General features: G+C 71.5%; 11 protein-coding genes. 4 read left to right on the forward strand and 7 right to left on the reverse strand.

What is annotated here, in order from left to right:
- Nucleotides 1-10: 10 nt before the first annotated feature.
- Together METY_RS11835 and METY_RS11840 are read left to right on the forward strand one after the other, a co-directional pair.
- A complete protein-coding gene (locus METY_RS11835; RefSeq protein ID WP_103121602.1) occupies nt 11-1,294 on the forward strand; it encodes an MFS transporter in 1,284 nt (427 codons plus the stop codon).
- Nucleotides 1,295-1,310: 16 nt separating this feature from the next.
- Complete coding sequence (locus METY_RS11840; RefSeq protein ID WP_103121603.1) at nt 1,311-2,075, forward strand: 5-oxoprolinase subunit PxpA; 765 nt, start codon at nt 1,311-1,313, stop codon at nt 2,073-2,075.
- Between the two features lie 36 nt (nt 2,076-2,111).
- On the opposite strand, the gene METY_RS11845 is transcribed toward METY_RS11840, so the two are convergent.
- Nucleotides 2,112-2,822, reverse strand: a complete 711-nt coding sequence (locus tag METY_RS11845; protein WP_103121604.1) for a tetratricopeptide repeat protein — start codon at nt 2,820-2,822, stop codon at nt 2,112-2,114.
- 129 nt (nt 2,823-2,951) lie between these two features.
- Between METY_RS11845 and ggt the strand changes: the two genes are divergently transcribed.
- Nucleotides 2,952-4,700, forward strand: a complete 1,749-nt coding sequence (gene ggt, locus METY_RS11850; RefSeq protein ID WP_103121605.1) for a gamma-glutamyltransferase — start codon at nt 2,952-2,954, stop codon at nt 4,698-4,700.
- A gap of 20 nt (nt 4,701-4,720) precedes the next feature.
- On the opposite strand, the gene METY_RS11855 is transcribed toward ggt, so the two are convergent.
- The 5 genes from METY_RS11855 to argH form a co-directional block, all read right to left on the reverse strand.
- The gene (locus tag METY_RS11855) at nt 4,721-5,056 is read right to left on the reverse strand and encodes a cupin domain-containing protein (RefSeq protein WP_103121606.1); all 336 of its coding nucleotides are present in this window, start codon (nt 5,054-5,056) and stop codon (nt 4,721-4,723) included.
- Between the two features lie 73 nt (nt 5,057-5,129).
- The gene (locus METY_RS11860; protein ID WP_103121607.1) at nt 5,130-7,871 is read right to left on the reverse strand and encodes a TIGR02302 family protein; all 2,742 of its coding nucleotides are present in this window, start codon (nt 7,869-7,871) and stop codon (nt 5,130-5,132) included.
- A gap of 122 nt (nt 7,872-7,993) precedes the next feature.
- Nucleotides 7,994-9,265 carry a diaminopimelate decarboxylase gene (gene lysA / locus METY_RS11865; RefSeq protein WP_103121608.1) on the reverse strand — a complete coding sequence of 424 codons (1,272 nt, stop codon included), beginning with the start codon at nt 9,263-9,265 and terminating at the stop codon, nt 7,994-7,996.
- Between the two features lie 34 nt (nt 9,266-9,299).
- Nucleotides 9,300-9,497, reverse strand: coding sequence for an LPS translocon maturation chaperone LptM (gene lptM, locus METY_RS11870; RefSeq protein WP_103121609.1), 198 nt, complete (start codon nt 9,495-9,497; stop codon nt 9,300-9,302).
- Nucleotides 9,498-9,601: 104 nt separating this feature from the next.
- Nucleotides 9,602-11,020 (reverse strand): argininosuccinate lyase, encoded by a 1,419-nt coding sequence (gene argH / locus METY_RS11875; RefSeq protein ID WP_103121610.1) that lies wholly within the window; start codon nt 11,018-11,020, stop codon nt 9,602-9,604.
- Nucleotides 11,021-11,091: 71 nt separating this feature from the next.
- On the opposite strand from argH, the gene tlpA reads away from it, so the two are divergent.
- Nucleotides 11,092-11,739, forward strand: coding sequence for a thiol:disulfide interchange protein TlpA (tlpA, locus tag METY_RS11880; RefSeq protein ID WP_103121611.1), 648 nt, complete (start codon nt 11,092-11,094; stop codon nt 11,737-11,739).
- Nucleotides 11,740-11,808: 69 nt separating this feature from the next.
- Here the strand turns inward: tlpA and METY_RS11885 are convergent, their stop codons facing one another.
- Nucleotides 11,809-12,303 (reverse strand): hypothetical protein, encoded by a 495-nt coding sequence (locus METY_RS11885; protein ID WP_103121612.1) that lies wholly within the window; start codon nt 12,301-12,303, stop codon nt 11,809-11,811.
- Between the last annotated feature and the right edge of the window lie 60 nt (nt 12,304-12,363).

Genomic DNA, 12,363 nt, shown 5'->3' on the forward strand with positions numbered 1-12,363 from the left:
GAGAGCTTCGATGTGGCTGAAAGACACGAACGCCAGCGAAAGGCGTGTCCTGACGGCGGCCTTCGCCGGCTACGGCGTCGATGCGTTCGACTACATGATCTACACCTTCATGATCTCGACGCTCGCGGTGGTGTGGGGTCTTTCGAAGACCGAGGCCGGCAACATCGCGACCGCCGCGCTGATCACCTCCGCCATCGGCGGTTGGGCCGCGGGCGTGCTGGCGGACCGCTTCGGCCGGGTGCGTGTCCTCCAGCTCACCGTCGCCTGGTTCTCGGTGTTCACGGTGCTGAGCGGGTTCACCAACTCCTACGAGCAGCTGCTGTTCACGCGCGCCATGCAGGGCTTCGGCTTCGGCGGCGAGTGGTCGGTCGGATCGGTGCTGATCGCCGAGTCGATCCAGGCGCGCTATCGCGGCAAGGCGGTCGGCTTGGTGCAGAGCAGCTGGGCCGTCGGCTGGGCCTGCGCGGCGATCGCCTACTGGGCGGTGTTCGCCTTCGTGGAGCCTGAGCTCGCCTGGCGCATCCTGTTCTGGCTGGGAGCGCTGCCCGCCGTCATCATCTTCTACATCCGCCGCAAGGTTCAGGACCCGCAGGTCTACACCGACACCAAGGCCCGCATGCTGGAGCGCGGCGAGACGGGCAACTTTCTCGAGATCTTCTCGCGTCCGCTGATCGTCCGCACCCTGCTCGCCAGCCTGCTCGCGACCGGCATGCAGGGCGGCTACTACGCCGTCACCACGTGGCTGCCGACCTACCTCAAGACCGAGCGCAACCTTTCGGTGCTCAACACCAGCAGCTACCTGCTCGTGCTGATCCTCGGCTCCTTCATCGGCTATCTCACCAGCGCGTGGCTGTCGGACCGGATCGGCCGGCGGAAGGGCTTCATCCTGTTCGGCGTCTGCGCCGGCGTGCTGGTGTCGAGCTACATGCTGATCCCGATCAACGACACGGCCATGCTGTTCCTCGGCTTTCCGCTGGGCTTCTTCCTGTCCGGCGTGTTTTCCGGCATGGGCGCCTTTCTGAGCGAGCTGTTCCCAAGCCGGGTGCGGGGCTCGGCGCAAGGCTTCTGCTACAACTTCGGCCGCGCCGTTGGGGCGATCTGTCCCGCGGTCGTCGGCCACCTCAGCGGCTCGCTCACGCTCGGTGTTGCGATCGGCGTAATGGCGGTCGCCGCCTACGCGCTCGTGGTGATCGCGGCCCTGCTGCTGCCCGAGACGGCCGGCCGGGAGCTCGAAGCCGACGATTCCCCGAGCGACGTCAAGAACGCCGCGGCCCCGGCGGCCGCCGCAAGCTGAAGCGAGGAAAGAGCCGATGCCGACCATCGACCTCAACGCCGACCTCGGCGAGGGCTTCGGCGCCTACGCCTGCGGCGACGACAGGGCGATGCTCGACGTCGTCACCTCGGCCAACGTCGCCTGCGGGCTGCACGCCGGCGACCCGGAGATCATGGCGAGCACCTTCGCCATGGCCAAAGCCAAGGGCGTCGCCGTCGGCGCCCACCCCGGCTTCCCTGACCTTTGGGGATTCGGCCGCCGGCGTATGCCGTTCACGGCAGCCGAGATCGAGCGTCTCGTGGCCTACCAGGTCGGCGCGGCGCAGGCGCTCGCGGCCTACGCCGGCCACCGGATCACCTACGTTAAGGCGCATGGCGCGCTCGCGAATCTCGCCGCAGCCGAACGCGACGTGGCGGACGCCGTGGCGAAGGCGGTGAAGGCCGTCGATCCGACGCTCGCGCTGCTCGCGATCGCCCTGAGCGCGCAGGTTCCGGCGGGAGAGGCCGCGGGGCTCGCCGTGCACCAGGAGATCTTCGCCGACCGGGGGTACGACGAGGCCGGCCAGCTGATCGCGCGCGGCAAACCCGGCGCCCTGCTTCAGGACGCCGACGAGGCCGCGGACCGCGCCATCGCCATGGTCGAAGAGGGCGCGATCGTCACCACGTCAGGCGCGCGGCTTACGACCCCGATCCGCTCGATCTGCGTCCACGGAGATTCCGATTACGCCGTGGCCATGGCCAGGGCCGTCCGCCAGCGCCTGCGCGCGGCGGGCGTCCACCTCGCGGCGTTCGCAGCGGCCTGAGCAGTCCCGCGCCGCCGAACACGCAGCGTTTGGAACTCAGCCTGCGGGCGTGGCCCGCTTCATCGCCAGGCCCGGCTTGCCGGCCTTCAGCCCCTGCACCATCGCGAGGTTGGCGCGCACCTTGTCGTCGGCCCGCGGGCTCGCCGCCGCCTGCAGAAGGATCTGCTCGGCTTTGGGCAGGTCGCGGTTCAGCGCGTAGGACAGTCCGAGGTTCGAAAGGATGGCGGGCTCGCCGGGGGCGATCTTCAGGGCCGCCTCATAGTAGCCCCGCGCCTCTCCGCTGCGCCCGAGCTGGTCGAGGATCGCGGCCTGCGCGTTCAGGATGCGCCAGTCCGGGCTTTCTGGCGCATGGGCGCGGCCGAGCACGTTCAGCGCGTCCTCCAGGCGGCCGGCGTCGGCCAACGAGCGGCCGTAGGCGCCGAGGATCTGCTTCTGCGAAGGATTCTTGATGCTCGCGCTTTCGAGCACCGCCAGCGCTTGGGCCTTCTGCCCTAGCGCGCGGAGCGTCACGCCGTAGGCGTAGGCCGTCGCGGCGTCGTTCGGGTTCTTCGCATAGGACGCGCCGTAGGACGCCGCCATCTTGCGCAGCTGCGCGTCCTTCGCCTCGGGCGTCGCGATCTCGCGCGACGCGCTGGTCTTGAAGATCGAGCCCGTGACGTCCCCGTCCGTCTTGCAGCCGGCGAGTCCTGCGGCGAACAATGCGACCGCAGCGAACCGGCCGAGCGCGAGCGTGGCGCTGGAAAGCATGATCGAGTCCCGAACAGCCGCGCCTCTCCCAGAGGCGTCCCCGTCCGAAGTCATAATCCGTTAACCCTAATGCGCGGTTAACAGCCTAATCCAGGTTATGATTTCAGGATGCTCCTCCAGACGGCCCGCATGCGTTCGCTCCTGCGCCTCGCGCCCCTTCTCGCCGGGCTTGCGGTCTTCCCAGTCGCGGCTCAAGACTCGACGCACGCCGCCGAGGGCGCGCCGCCCGAGATCGCGACGGGCTTCGCGCCCAAGCCGCTCGTGCGCGCGCAGCGCTTCATGGCGGCGACCGCGAACGGCCACGCCACCGCCGCGGCCATCGCCATGCTGCGCGCCGGCGGTTCGGCGGCGGACGCCGCGATCGCCGCGCAACTGACCCTCGGCCTCGTCGAACCGCAGTCCTCAGGCCTCGGCGGCGGCGCGTTCGCCCTGGTGTGGAGCGCTCCGGAGAAGCGCCTTTTTACCTTCGACGGCCGCGAGACGGCTCCGGCGGCGGCCACGCCGACGCTGTTCCAGGATGAGCGCGGCGAGCCGCTGTCACGGCTGGACGCCGTCATCGGCGGGCTCTCGGTGGGGACGCCGGGAACGCCGCGGCTGCTGGAGCGCCTGCACCAGCGCTCAGGCCGCCTGCCTTGGGCGGAGCTGTTCGGTCCGGCGCTGCGCCTCGCCGAGGAGGGCTTCGCCGTTTCGCCCCGGCTCGCCGCTCAGATCGCCGACGACGCGGAGCGCCTGGCCCGAATCCCGGCGACCGCCGCCTATTTCCTGCCCGGCGGCCGACCTCTCCGGGCGGGCGAGACCCTCCGCAACCCCGCCTACGCCGAGACCCTCAAGGCGCTCCGGGACGGCGGCGCCGACGCCTTCTATGAAGGGCCGATCGCCGTCGACGTCGTGCAGGCCGTTCGTTTCGCGCCGACGAATCCCGGCCTGCTCGCCGCCGGCGACCTCGCGCGCTATCAGGTCGTCGAGCGCGACGCGGTCTGCGCGCCCTACCGACTCTATGAGATCTGCGGCATGGGCCCGCCCTCGTCCGGCGGGATCGCGGTCGCGCAGATTTTGGGGATGCTCGAACCCGCCGACATCGCAGGCCTCGGGCCTGCAAGCGCCGAGGCCTGGCGGCTGATCGGCGACGCCTCCCGCCTCGCCTTCGCCGACCGCGAGCGTTACGTCGCGGACCCCGCCTTCGTTCCGCAGCCGACCCGCGGCCTGCTCGCCCGCGACTATCTCGCCGATCGCGCCCGGCTGCTCTCCGGCCCCCGCGCGCTCGACGAGGCCCCGGCGGGACGGCCAAAATTCTCGCACGCCTTCGTCGACGGCGTGGCGTTGGACCTGCCGGCGACCAGCCACCTGTCGATCGTCGACGCCGAGGGAAACGTGGTCTCCATGACCACAACCATCGAGGCCGGGTTCGGCTCCCGGCTCATGGCGAGGGGCTTCCTGCTGAACAACGAGCTGACCGACTTCTCCTTCCGCAGCCACCGCGACGGGACGCCGGTCGCGAACCGTGTCGAGCCCGGCAAGCGACCGCGCTCCACCATGGCGCCGACCATCGTGCTGAAGGATGGACGGCCCCTGCTCGCGCTCGGTTCGCCCGGCGGGTCGCAGATCGCCGGCTATGTGGCGAAGGCGCTGGTGGCGCGGCTGGACTGGCGGATGGACATAGCCCAGGCGATCGCCCTGCCGAACCTCGTCAACCGCTACGGACCTTTCGAGCTGGAGGCGGGCACCTCCGCTGAGGCGCTGGGGCCCGCGCTGCAGGCGCTCGGCTTCCGCACGGTCGCGACCGACCTGACCTCGGGGATCCAGGCGGTCGAGATCGCGCCAGAAGGCCTGCTCGGCGCCGCCGACCCCCGCCGCGAGGGCGGGGCGAGCGGGGACTGAGCCCTAGGGGCCTCGCGGGACTACGTTTCGGAGCGTCGGTCTTCGAAATGGACGGCGAGCCAGACGGTGGGCCGGTCGGGGTCCGTGAAGGTGACCCGGTGCGCGACGCCGGCCGGGATCAGCATGTGATCTCCGGCCGACAGCGCGGTCTCGCCCGCGGCCGTCGCGATCCGCGCGCTCCCCGCCAGCACCAGCACCCATTCGTCATGGCCCTGAACGTAGGGCCGGTCCGCCGGAGTGGTCTGGCCCTGCGACACGATCCGCTCGATCCGGCAGCCCGGCCGCGTCAGGATGTCGGCGAACTGCTCCTCGTCGGACGCGTCAGGAAGCGGGTTCAGAAGATTGCCGAGCGTCATCGAGCTGACCGAGAACTGCGCAGCGGACCGGCGCCTGCCGCCGCTGCGGTCGGAGGAGCGACGGACGCCGGCGTCACGGCGTCAGCAGGCGTTCCAAATAGTCGAGCTCATCGCGGGAGCGCTCGTTCTCGCCCAGCCGCCGCCGAAGCTCTTCGAGCACGCGGCGGGCGCGCTGGGCTTCGATCTCGCCGGGGACCTTGGTCGTCGTCCCGTCGCTCTCGCGGCGGCGCACCGGGCGGCCGAGAGGATCGTCGTCGCGGCCGTCCTCACCTTCCCGCATGCCCTGCGCTCCCTCGCCCGGTTGCTGGCCGGGCTGGCCGCCCTGCTGGCCTTCCTGCATCTGGTTCGCGAGGTTCTGCGCGCCCTTGCGCAGGTTCTCGAGCGCCCTGCCCTGGTCGTCGAGCGCCTGTCCCGTCTCGCCCTGGCCGAGCGACCCGCGGGCGTCGCCCATGCTCCGGCCGGCCTCGCCCAGCGCGTTCTCGCCTTCCCCCTGCTCGCCTTGGCCCTGCTGGCCTTGCTGACCCTGACCCGGCTGCTGGCCCTGCCCCTGCTGGCCGGGCTGGCGCCCTTGCTGGCCCGGCTGCTGACCCTGCTGCTGCCCGGACCGGCGCTGGCCCTGCCGCTGCTGTTGGCCGGCCTGGCCCTCCTGCATCTCCTTCATCAGCTGGTCGAGCTTGTCGCGCAGGGCCTGCTGCTGCTCGGCGAGCGCGCCCATCTGGTCCTGCTCGCCCTTCTGGCCCTGCTGCCCCGGCTGGCGGCGGCCCTGGCCGCGCTGGTTGCGATCCGCCCGTTCGTTCTGGCGGAACTGCTGGAAGGTCTTGTCCCGCAGCTTGCTCTGGTCGCGGATCATGTCCTGCAGCTTGTCGAGCTGCTGCTGCTGCGCCTGACTGTTCGGATCCTGCTGCTGGCGCTGGGCGGTCTGCAGGTTGTCGAGCATCTGGCGAAGCTCGTTCAACGCCTGCCGGGCGGCGTCGCGTGCGCCCGACTTCGCCATCTGCTCCATCCGGTCGATCATCTTCTGCAGGTCTTGCGGCGTCACGGCCTGAGCGCCGTTCGGGCTCTTCTGCGCCTGGCCATTCGGCTGGTGCTGGGCCTTCTGCGCCAGCTCCTTCATGAACTGGTCGAGCGCCTTGCGCAGGTCCTCGGTGAGCTTGGCGATCTCCTGTTCGGAGGCGCCGTTCTCGAGCGCCTGGCGCAACGCCTCCTCGGCCGCGCGCAGGTTCTTCTCCGCCTCGGGCAGATCGCCGTCCTCGATGCGCAGCGCCATCTGCCAGAGGTAGTCGGCGACCTCGCGCAGCTGATCGTCGGCATGGGCGAGCTCGAGCCGGCGGTAGGCGGTGCGCAGGCCGAGGTAGATCGAGGCCTGCGGCGTGAACTCCTCCGGCAGCAGCATCAGCGCCTGCAGCGCCTGCGCCACCTTAGGCTTGGCGTTGGCGTCAAGCGCGAGGTCCCGGCGCTGCTCGACGAGCGCGCGGGCGAGCGGATTGGTGAAGGGCCGCGCCGGCAGGCGCAGCGGGGTCGCGGCGCTCGCGCCCTCCTGCCCCGCCTCGTCGCGGGCGTGCAGCGTCATGACGACGTCGGCGCCGGCCCAGGGGTGCTCCATCAGATCGAGCGGCGTCTGGGCTTGGCCCTCGCGCGCCCGGGCGCGCGGCAGACCGAGCGCGACCTTCGGCGCGTCGTAGAGCGGGCGCTTCGCCACCGGCTCCTCGGTCGAGGCCTTTTGGCCGAACAGCGGCTTGGGCGGAGGCGCGGGCTTGAGGGCGAAGCGCGCCTCCGCGCCGGCCACGCCGTAATCATCCTTGACGTCGTAGGAGACCGTCAGCGTGCCCCGGGCGTTGCGCTGGGGCGGGCTCACGAGCGCGATCGTCGGCAGCTGATCGGGGATCACCGCGAAGCGCCAAACGCGCGGCTCGGCGCCCGCGGTCTCCACTGTCGCCTCGGCTTCGCCCGTGAGCTTAAAGCGGCGCTCGACGACCCCGTCCGGCGTCTTTCCCGGCAGCTCGACCGGTTCGACGCCTCCGGTCGCCCGGATGTCCGCCGATCCGCCAGCGGCGCGCACGACGAGGATGGACCCGGTCGGCGCGCGAACCGCCTCCGCGGTCTGCGCCGCGTCCGGCGCCGCGGCGGCGCGCGGATCGACGGCGGCGGCGGGGCGGCCGGCCGTCAGGTAAATGGGTGGACGCGCCGTGTAGGCCGGCGGAGCGACCCAGGCGTCGATGCGGGCGGGCGTCGCCTCCGCCGCGGGGGTGGTCCAGTCGAAGGCGGCCGAAACTCGCGCCGCTCGGTCGCCGCCGGCGACCGAGAAGGCCACGACCAGCACGAGCCCGACGAGGAACCGGAGGGCGTAGGGGTCGCGCGCGGCGAGCCGCGGCGCGGGCGCGGGCGCTCTCAAGCGCCGCGCCTCGGCCTCCACCCGGTCGCGATGGGCCTGCCAAAGCGCCCGGGTCAGCGGATCGTCGCTTGTGGTCGGCGCCAGCCGGTCGTCGAGACTGGTGGCGGGCCGGTGCGCGACGCCGCTCGCGCGGTCGATGCGGGCGAGCAGATCGCCCCGCCCCGGCGCGGCGATCCGGATCAGCGGCGCGAGAGCGGCAAGGCCGGCGAGCGCGAACAGCGCCACGCCCGCCATGCGGCCGAGCGGCGGCAGCGCGTCCCACAGGCCGAACCACGACAGGCTGAGGAACAGCGCGACGACGGTGATGGCTGCAGCGAGGGCCGGCCAGACGCCTTCCCACACGAACGCGAGCCGGGCGCGGCGCACCAGCCGGTCGATCAGGGCCCCGCGCGCGCCGCGTGGGTCAGGCTGGGTCTCGTTCAAACGCCGGTCTCCCGTGCGCGCCCGTCCCCAAGGCGTTCCGCACTCGAAGTCCGGAGACTAGCACGGCGTACGCACGACGCTACCCCGCGGACCGCGGCGCGCGTCACGCCGCCGTGAGCCGGTCAGCCTTCGAGCCACTCCGGCACCCGGTCCAGCGCGATCAGCTCTTCGACCGAGGGTCGCGGGCGGACGACCGCATAGGCCGCGCCGTTCACCAGCGCCTCCGGCACGAGGGGGCGCGAATTGTAGGTGGAGGCCTGCACCGCGCCGTAGGCCCCGGCGGACATGATCGCCAGCAGGTCGCCGGCCGCAGGCCGCGCCATGTCGCGGCCGAGCGCCATGTAGTCCCCGGTCTCGCAGACCGGCCCCACGACGTCGGCTTTTACGCGGGGCGCGTCCGGATCGGGGCGCACGACCGGCCAGATCTCGTGATGGGCGTCGTAGAGCGTCGGTCGGATCAGGTCGTTCATGCCGGCGTCGACGATCACGAAGGGCTTCGCCGCGCCGTCCTTCACATAGATCACGCGGGTGAGCAGCACGCCGGCGTTGCCGACGATCAGCCGGCCCGGCTCGAAGATCAGCTTGGCCTCGAGCCCCTCAGTCAGGCGCTTCACCACGCCCGCGTAGGCGTCGGGGTGGGGCGGCGGCTCGTTGTCGTCGCGGTAGGGAATGCCGAGCCCGCCGCCGAGGTCGACGTGGTCGATGCTGTGGCCGTCCGCGCGCAGCTCGCCGACGAAGGCCACCAGGCGCGAGATGGCGCTGTCGAAGGGGTCGAGCGCGGTGATCTGGCTGCCGATGTGCATGTCGACGCCCGCGACCGCGATCCCCGGAAGCCGCGCGGCCTCGGCGTAGACCCGCCGGGCGTCGGCGATCGGCACGCCGAATTTGGTCTCCGAGGAGCCGGTCGAGATCTTGGCGTGGCTCTTCGCGTCCACGTCGGGGTTCACCCGCAGCGCGATATGGGCGGTCGCGTCCTTCTGCGTGGCGACCTGCGACAGCAGCCGCAGCTCCGGCTCGCTCTCCACGTTGAAGGCGAGAATCTTCGCGTCCAGCGCTGCCGACAGCTCCTCTGCGGTCTTTCCGACGCCCGAGAAGGTGATGCGCTCGCCGGGCACGCCGGCCGCGAGCGCGCGGGCAAGTTCGCCGCCCGAGACCACGTCCATGCCGACGCCGAGACGGGCGAGCGTCGCCAGCACCGCCTGGTTCGAGTTCGCCTTGAGCGCGTAGCAGACGAGATGGTCGACGCCCTCGAACGCGGCGGAGAACACCCGGACGTGCCGCGTCAGCGTCGCCGTCGAGTAGACGTAGACCGGCGTTCCGACCTCCGCGGCGATGCGAGCGAGCGGCACGTTCTCCGCATGGAGGGCGCCCTCGGCGTAAGCGAAATGATGCATTGCGTGCGTCCGGGGGCCGTTCAGCCCGTGCGTGTCAGTTCAGCAGGCCGTCGAGCACGAAGGGGCGCGACGGCTTGACGATCTTTTGCTCTGTCGTGCCGTCCGGTTTGGTGACCGTGGTCTTCGGCGCGTCCGGCGGCGGCTCGAGCGGGCCCTTGCGCCCGCAGCCGCCAAGCGCGGCGGCGACGACGAGCAGAGCCAGGACGGCGGCGGAGCGGAGCGAGCTCGTCACGGGGCGGCTTCCTCGAAAGCGGCGGTCGGGCGGAAAACCCTTAGAGACGGTTTGCCGCCCGCGCGCAACTGGCCCGAGCGCGCGAGCGCGAGGGGCGTCGCCCCTCAGATCTCCTCGGCCGGCGTCTCCAGCTTGGCGATCTCCTTGCGGAGGATGCGCCGCCAACGGCCGGCCTGCTCGCGCACGTTGTCGGGGGCCGCGCCGCCGTAGCTGGTGCGGCTCTTCACCGAGTTCCGCACGCCGAGCACTTCGAACACCTCTTCGGTGATGCGAGGCTCGACCGCCTGCATCTCCTCGATCGTGAGCTTCTCCAGCGGCGTGTCCGTCTCCGAGGCCTTGGCGACGATGCGCCCGGTGACGTGATGGGCCTCGCGGAACGGCATGCCGACGACCCGAACCAGCCAGTCCGCCAGGTCGGTCGCGGTCGAGTAGCCGGAGCCCGCGGCGCGGCGCATGGCGGCCGGGTCCGGCGTCATGTCGACCACCATGCCGGCCGTCGCGGCGACGCAGAGGTCGAGGGTGTCGAGCGCGTCGAACAGGCCCTCCTTGTCCTCCTGCATGTCCTTGGAGTAGGCGAGCGGCAGGCCCTTCATCACCGTCAGCATCGCGACCAGCGCGCCGGTCACGCGGCCCGACTTGCCGCGGACCAGCTCGGCCGCGTCCGGATTGCGCTTCTGCGGCATGATCGACGAGCCGGTCGAGAACCGGTCCGAGAGCTTGATGAAGCCGAACTGCGGCGTCGACCACAGCACGATCTCTTCCGCGAAGCGCGAGAGGTGCCCGGCGCAGATCGCTGCGACCGAAAGCGTTTCGAGCACGAAGTCGCGGTCGGAGACGGAGTCGATGGAATTCGCGGTCGGCCGGTCGAACCCGAGTCCGCGCGCCGTCATGGTGCGGTCGATCGGAAATGAGGTGCCGGCGAGCGCCGCCGCGCCGAGCGGGCATTCATTCATGCGCTTGCGGGCGTCGGCGAGGCGGCTGCGGTCGCGGCCGATCATCTCGACGTAGGCCAGCAGGTGGTGGCCGAAGGTGACCGGCTGCGCGCTCTGGAGGTGGGTGAAGCCCGGCATCACCGTGGCCGAGTGCTCGATCGCCTTGTCGACCAGCGCGGTCTGCAGCTGTGCGAGGCTGAGGTCGAGCGCGTCGAGCGCGTCGCGGACGAACAGGCGGAAATCGGTCGCCACCTGGTCATTGCGGGAGCGCGCGGTGTGCAGCCGCCCGGCGGCGGGACCCACGATCTCCGCCAGACGGCTCTCGATGTTCATGTGAATGTCTTCGAGCGCTCGCGAGAAGGTGAAATCGCCCTTCTCGATCTCCGCCTGGACCTCGGTCAGACCCTTGAAGATCGCGGCCGCGTCCTCGCGCGCCACGATGCCGGTCGCGGCGAGCATCGCCACATGGACCTTGGAGGCGCGGATGTCCTGGGCGTAGAAGCGGCGGTCGAAATCGATCGAGGCGTTGATGGCCTCGAGAACCGCGTCCGGCGCGTCGGCGAACCGCCCGCCCCACATCGAGTTGCTCATCGCGATCAGGTCCCTTGCCGCCGCTCTTCGAAATCTGCGGAGACGGCGCGCCGAAACGAAGGCGAGACGCCATGTCCGACCCCGCGGGCCGCCCGCGCTTTTCCGCTGTCCGCCTCGTGGCGCTCGCGCTCGTCGCCGGCGCCGCTCTAGGCGCGCTCGCCCTATACGGGATCGCCGCGCAGGACAAGGGCGAAGCCGCCTGCGCCGCCTCGCCCGAAACCCTGAAGGCCATGAAGGCGGCGGCCGTCGGCGAAGTGGCGGCGGTCGTCACGCCCGACGCGCCCCGACCGCTTCCTCCACTCGTGTTTCAGAACGAGGCGGGCGCGAACGGCGGGCTGGAGCAATATCGCGGCAAGGTCGTGGTGCTGAACCTCTGGGCGACCTGGTGCGCGCCCTGCCGCAAGGAGATGCCGGCGCTCGCGGAGCTGGCCCGCGCGCGCAGCGGTCCCGACTTCGCGGTCGCGCCCATCGCGCTCGATTTCGGCGGCGTCGAGAAGCCCAAGGCCTTCCTCAAGGAGATCGGCGTCACCGACCTGCCGTTCCATGCCGATCCGTCGAACAAGATGTTCCGCGACCTCCGCGCGGCGGGCCGCGGGGCCGGGCTGCCGACGACGCTGATCCTCGACAAGGCGGGCTGCGAGATCGGCTACCTGCCAGGCCCCGCCGAATGGGCGAGCCCCGACGCGCTCAAGCTGATCGACGCCGCGCTGGGACGGTAAGCGTCGCCGAAGTCTCGTGATGTGGCGGCGCCTCGGCTGCGCCCGAAAGGCCACGCGGATGCGATCGGCTCAAAGCCGTTGCTGATCCGGCTCCGGGGCGGGGTCTCGCGCGAGGCTTTCCGCAAAACGCTGCATCCGCTTCATGGCGCGCTCGAAGAAGCCGGCGATCTTGTCGATCTCCTCGTCGGTCGGCAGCCGCAAGGTCTGGTCGTCGCGGGTCAGCGGACCGTCCTTGGCGGAAGGCTGCGGCGGCAGACCGTCCTCGAGCCGCTTCACCTTGGCCTCGAGTTCGGCCACGCGCGCCTCGAGCCGGCCTTCACGGCCGCCGGACCCGAGCGCCTTTTCCTCCTTGGTCGGTCGGCAGGCGTAGCCGTCGCCGGCGGTCGCGCAGAACGCGGTCGCGCCGGTCTCGCGGTCGAGCCTGAGGAAGCCGCCGTCCGCGGGGGTCAAGGCGTAGCGGTCGACCCGGGGCGTGTCGGCTCCGGCGGGACCCCCGCCGAGGCCTGCGGCGACGCACAGCGCCGCGACGAGGCTCGCGGCGGCGATGGCGGACAAAGTGCGCATGGGTCGGGCCTCCTCGTCGCGTCTCGGTCTCAGTTGAGCGCGCGGAGCGTGGCGGAACCG

Origin of the sequence: Methylopila sp. Yamaguchi, assembly GCF_002897035.1 — a bacterium.
Lineage (GTDB): Bacteria > Pseudomonadota > Alphaproteobacteria > Rhizobiales > Methylopilaceae > Methylopila.

Coding starts and splice junctions, on each gene's coding strand:
- METY_RS11835 (WP_103121602.1), top strand. CDS start 11: ATGTGGCTGAAAGACACGAACGCCAGCGAAAGGCGTGTCCTGACGGCG.
- METY_RS11840 (WP_103121603.1), top strand. CDS start 1,311: ATGCCGACCATCGACCTCAACGCCGACCTCGGCGAGGGCTTCGGCGCC.
- METY_RS11845 (WP_103121604.1), bottom strand. CDS start 2,822: ATGCTTTCCAGCGCCACGCTCGCGCTCGGCCGGTTCGCTGCGGTCGCA.
- ggt (WP_103121605.1), top strand. CDS start 2,952: ATGCGTTCGCTCCTGCGCCTCGCGCCCCTTCTCGCCGGGCTTGCGGTC.
- METY_RS11855 (WP_103121606.1), bottom strand. CDS start 5,056: ATGACGCTCGGCAATCTTCTGAACCCGCTTCCTGACGCGTCCGACGAG.
- lysA (WP_103121608.1), bottom strand. CDS start 9,265: ATGCATCATTTCGCTTACGCCGAGGGCGCCCTCCATGCGGAGAACGTG.
- argH (WP_103121610.1), bottom strand. CDS start 11,020: ATGAGCAACTCGATGTGGGGCGGGCGGTTCGCCGACGCGCCGGACGCG.
- tlpA (WP_103121611.1), top strand. CDS start 11,092: ATGTCCGACCCCGCGGGCCGCCCGCGCTTTTCCGCTGTCCGCCTCGTG.
- METY_RS11885 (WP_103121612.1), bottom strand. CDS start 12,303: ATGCGCACTTTGTCCGCCATCGCCGCCGCGAGCCTCGTCGCGGCGCTG.